Genomic DNA, 4857 nt, shown 5'->3' on the forward strand with positions numbered 1-4857 from the left:
AAAAGTTCGCTGCCGTCCACTCTTCAGTCCACAACCATTTCAATCAGGAGCGCCACTTCTACTCACGAGACAATTTCAAGATCAATCGAACCGCCGATCTTACTGAGTGACGTCAATTATTGAGCGCATAGATTCAGGCTGCGCCAGCAATCCGATGCGAGTTCTCATTCGTCTGACAGCACCGATTTGGCTGCATGAAAATCTTTTCACAAACTGATCATCACGCGGTCTTGCGGCTGTTGATGAAACGCTTTTTCAGCGTCGGGCCGATGATCACGGCGATGGTCAGCGCCACGAGGATCAAGCTCGTCATATTCTGGAAAAGGATCATCGGATCACCGCGTCCGATCCGCAGGGCAAGGCGCAAGTTCTCTTCGGCAAAGCCGCCCAGGATCAGGCCCAACACGACCGGAGGAAGCGGGAACTTAAGCCGGTCCATCACCCAACCAATCGCGCCAAAGCCAAGCATCAGGTAAACGTCGAACATACGGCCATGTATCGAATAAACACCGATTAGCATCAGTACGATGATGACAGATCCCAGAAGTGGACGTGGAAGGTTCAGCAGGTGGGCAAACGAATTAGTAGCCAACGAGCCGCCCAAAAGCACCAGCAGGATCGCACCGAACAGAAACTGCCACATAAAGCCAAAAACGATGTCAGGGTTTTCGCGAAACAGCATCGGGCCCGGCTGCAATCCATGAACCAGCAGCCCCCCCAGCATGACCGCCGCAACAGCGGTACCGGGGATGCCCAGCGTCAGTGCCGGGATCAACGCCGACGCGGTGTCGGCATTGTTCGCAACTTCGGCGGCGGCAACGCCCTCGGGCTCACCCTCGCCCCAGACCTCGGGGTTCGTCGAGCTGCGGCGTGCCTCATTATATGACATGAACGCCGCCATCGACCCACCTGCCCCGGGCAAAATACCGATCCAGATGCCAATGGCCGACCCGCGTAACCAGGTCTTCCAATACCCTTTCATACGCGGCAGCGCCTTCCAGATCGACTCGGTACCAAGTTTGGAATTATCCACGCCGGTCTTTAGTGGGGTTTCTAACAGGTCAACAACTGGCGGCAGCGCGTAAAGGCCGACCAGCAGGATCACGATGTGAATGCCATCCAGGATTTCCAGCTGGCCAAAAGTAAAGCGATCGTTGCCATAGATCGGGTCAGACCCGATGACCGAAACGAACACGCCAAAAAAGGCCGAAATCAGGCCCTTGACAGGGTTGCCACCCAGCAAGAAAATAATTGAGGCAAGACCAAAGACCGCAACCCAGAACACTTCGGAAGGACCAAAGAGTAGTGTCACCTTGGACAAAGGAGGGGCCAGCAGCATCAGTGCAAAAGCAGAAGCGATGCCACCGATAGCTGAAGAAATGACCGCAACCTGTAGCGCGAATCCACCTTCGCCCTTTTGTGCCATCGGGTAGCCGTCAAAGGTGGTGGCAACGGCAGCAGGTGTGCCAGGGATGCGCAACAGTACGGCTGGGATCGCACCACCATACATTGCACCGTTATAAATGCCTGCCATAAGTCCGAGCGCGACAAGTGGCTCAAGTCCAAAGGTAAACGGCACAAGAACAGAAATCGCCATGGTGGCAGACAGACCCGGCATGGCACCCACAACGATGCCAGCGATCACCCCGATAATGACGGCGGCAAAGTTCGTCCATTCCAAGACGTTCGGCAATGCTTGCAAAAGATCAGAATACATTGTTTAGCGCCCCCAAAGACGGCCAGAGGGAAAATCTTGTGACATCCCAAAATCAAAGATCATCCAAGTTGTGCCTACAACGATGACAGTCGCAATCGCAAGGCCCAGCGGGTTGCGATAGCCGAAAGCAAAAGCCACAAGTGGAATGGTAATTGCGGTACTGACATAGAAACCAACGAAATCGGTTGCCAATGCGTATCCAAGGATCAGCAGGAACGCGCCAGCGACACGTTTGGGTGCTTTGGTCATCGCGGCTGCGGTTTCGCCTCTCGATGCTTTGTGTTGATCAATCACCAGCAGAACCACGCCCAGAACAATCAGACCGATCAGCATCGCGGCAGGCAACAACGCCGAGATCGAGCGCAGCTTGGACGTTGGAACTAGGAACCCGATGGCGATGACGCTAATGAAAAGCGCTGTCAGCGTCTCGGGCCTGAGCAGGCGGTTCTTTAGATGGTCGGTCATAGTGTTGGATCCGTTGGGTCAGAATGGGATGCGCAGAGAAATAAAAGCTCCCCCTGCGCTTGTTTCGCTTAGTTCCAGGGGGTCGTTTCCCAAGTTTCTTTGGCCAGGTCATAAAGACCGTCGGTCAGCTCGCGGAACTCTTCGCCGGTAACCATAGACACTGGGTTAGCGGTATCGGCCATGGCCTTGAGGAAATCGGGATCCTGCGCTGCCTTTTCAAAGGCCGCGCGCAGAGCATCTGCCACATCTTTGGGCAGGCCAGCGGGGGCAACAACACCGCGCATTGAGCCATTGATCAGATCAAGACCCTGCTCGCGGAATGTTGGAACTTCGGGCGCGAAATCGGAACGCGCGGGCTGTGCAACGCCAAGCACGTTCAGCTCACCCTGAAATTTCGCAACTTCGGACACGTTGAAGATTCCTACGGCGACATGGCCGCCCATCACCGCAGTTCGCGCGGGGGCAGAGCCCTTAAACGGTACGACGGTGAATTCGGTTTCTGTCAGTTTCTGCAATTTGATCAGCAGGAAGTGGTCATCGCCACCAAGAGACGACATACCAACGGTCACCGCCAGAGGGGCTTCTTTGGCCACCGCGATTAGATCATCCATCGAATTTATCCCGCTGCCCTTCGCCGAGACGATCACGTTGGGATCGTTTACTACGTTTGCCAGATAGGTAAAGCTGTTGCGGTCGTATGCCGCCTCGCGGTCCAGCGTACGAGCCATCATGCCCGGCAGGTTGAATGTGCCGAGGGTGTAGCCATCCGGTTCGGAACCAGCCACTTCGGTGATGCCAATCTGGCCCGAAGCACCGGGCATGTTCTTGACCACGATGCTGGCACCATTACCCAGATATTTTTCAATGAATGGCATGGTCGTACGGGCCATTACGTCGGTGCCACCGCCTGCGGAATATCCGACGATCACCTCGATGGGTTTTTCAGGATATTCAGCCAGCGCCGTCCCCGCGGTTAGGATCATTGCACCTGCAATGGCGGTTTTTTTAAAGATGTTAAGCATGTCATTCCTCCTGTTCATGCGATTTTTTTGTATTTCAGTCTTTGGGCAGGACACAGCCAAGCTTACGCAGCGTTGTATCCACCCATGACCGATCGTTTTTGCCTTCGGCGATGGCTTGCATCTGTGCGGTTTCTGCCGCCAGCTTTACCTGCGCTTTTTTTAGGACGTCGTCGGCTGCATCTAGCGGCACACAAAGCACGCCATCGCCGTCGCCAATGATGATGTCACCGGGATGAACCACCATGCCATCGATCGCGATAGGCACATTTATTTCACCCGGCCCGTCCTTAAAGGGGCCGCGATGCGTTACACCAACGGCAAAGACCGGGTGATTGACCTCTTTCATTGCATCCGAATCCCTGATCGCACCATTGAGCACCAATCCAGCCACGCCGCGCTTGATCGCATAGGCCAGCATCATTTCGCCAAACAGGGCATTGGTCGTATCGCCCCCAGCATCCATGACAATCACATCACCGGGCTGTGCCATGTCGATGGCTTTATGTAGCATCAGATTGTCGCCGGGCCGCGCCTTGACCGTCAGCGCTACACCTGCCATTCCCCCGGACGCATGCATCGGACGCAGCGATGATCCAGCCGCAGTCATACGCGCCATGCTGTCAGACACGTTTGCGACGGGTAATTTTGCAAATTCAGCAACAAGTTCGGCTGGGGCAACGCGATCGCGTTTCAGGATACGAAAACCGATGGTCATAGCGATTTCCCCACGCTGAATCGTTCCGCCTGCGCGGCGGCTAAAAGTTTGCGGTTGATGATGCGTTCGGGCGCCACGGGCAGACCGTTTAGGACCTGAAAAATACCGCGCACCGCGTCGACACCGACGCGCGCACCTGCCTCGCGAGTCACGCCGCCGATATGCGGGGTCATGACGATTTCCGGCACGTTGAAAAACGGGTGATCAGCGGCAGGCGGTTCGACCGCAAAAGTATCAAGCCCTGCGCCGGCAATATGCCCAGATTGAATCGCGGCGACTAACGCCGCCTCGTCGATCAATCCGCCGCGTGCGGTGTTGATGACGTAGCTACCCGCTGGCATACGAGCCAGTGCATCCGCGTTCAGGATGGACCGCGTTTGGTCGGTCAACGGACAATGCAATGACAATATATTAGCCTGGTCCAACAGGTCGTCAAAACTCGTACAGCGTTGCACGCCAAGCGCTTCAAACGCGCTGTCTGGGGCATAAGGGTCAAAACCCACCAGGCGCAGCATAAGCCCCTTGGCCATGCGCCCCGTGGCTTGTGCAATCGCACCCATACCCATCAGCCCCATAGTTGATCCGGCAATCTCACTGCCGGAATAGCCTGGCTTTTCCCAACGTCCGGCACGCAAACCAGCATCGAGAGGCAGCACGCGCTTCACCGTGGCAAGTAGCAGCGCAATCACGTGCTCGGCAACGGAAACAGCGTTTGCGCCAGTCGCGACCAGAACCGGAATACCCCGCTCAGCAGCAGCCTGGATGTCGATATTGTCGACACCGACCCCATGTTTTGAAATCACCTTGAGCCTGGGCGCGGCATCCATAATGGCCGCATCTAGTCGACCCATTCGGGACACGACACCCTCCGCTCCCGTCTCTTTCAGATACGCGGATATGACTGTGCTGTCGGCATAAGGCGGGGTATGCACAGTCTG

Annotated in this window: 5 protein-coding genes and 1 pseudogene; 1 reads left to right on the plus strand and 5 read right to left on the minus strand. The window is 56.0% G+C overall.

The window, feature by feature from the left end; genetic code table 11:
* Nucleotides 1–110 (plus strand): annotated as a pseudogene (locus ABF287_RS14845) (IS6 family transposase); the annotation flags it as partial.
* A gap of 110 nt (nucleotides 111–220) precedes the next feature.
* Here the strand turns inward: ABF287_RS14845 and ABF287_RS14850 are convergent.
* The 5 genes from ABF287_RS14850 to ABF287_RS14870 form a co-directional block, all read right to left on the minus strand.
* Nucleotides 221–1717: a tripartite tricarboxylate transporter permease gene (locus ABF287_RS14850; protein ID WP_347185777.1), complete on the minus strand. Its 1497-nt coding sequence runs from the start codon at nucleotides 1715–1717 to the stop codon at nucleotides 221–223.
* A 3-nt stretch (nucleotides 1718–1720) separates the two neighbouring features.
* Nucleotides 1721–2182 carry a tripartite tricarboxylate transporter TctB family protein gene (locus ABF287_RS14855; RefSeq protein ID WP_347185778.1) on the minus strand — a complete coding sequence of 154 codons (462 nt, stop codon included), beginning with the start codon at nucleotides 2180–2182 and terminating at the stop codon, nucleotides 1721–1723.
* A gap of 68 nt (nucleotides 2183–2250) precedes the next feature.
* On the minus strand, nucleotides 2251–3204 hold the full coding sequence (locus tag ABF287_RS14860) for a tripartite tricarboxylate transporter substrate binding protein (RefSeq protein WP_347185779.1): 954 nt from the start codon (nucleotides 3202–3204) through the stop codon (nucleotides 2251–2253).
* A gap of 34 nt (nucleotides 3205–3238) precedes the next feature.
* Nucleotides 3239–3919, minus strand: coding sequence for an RraA family protein (locus ABF287_RS14865; protein WP_347185780.1), 681 nt, complete (start codon nucleotides 3917–3919; stop codon nucleotides 3239–3241).
* Nucleotides 3916–4857 (minus strand): hydroxyacid dehydrogenase (locus ABF287_RS14870; protein ID WP_347185781.1); only part of this gene is annotated, 942 nt, incomplete at its 5' end. The genes ABF287_RS14865 and ABF287_RS14870, both read right to left, overlap by 4 nt.

Source organism: Pacificibacter sp., from assembly GCF_039769035.1.
GTDB lineage: Bacteria > Pseudomonadota > Alphaproteobacteria > Rhodobacterales > Rhodobacteraceae > Celeribacter.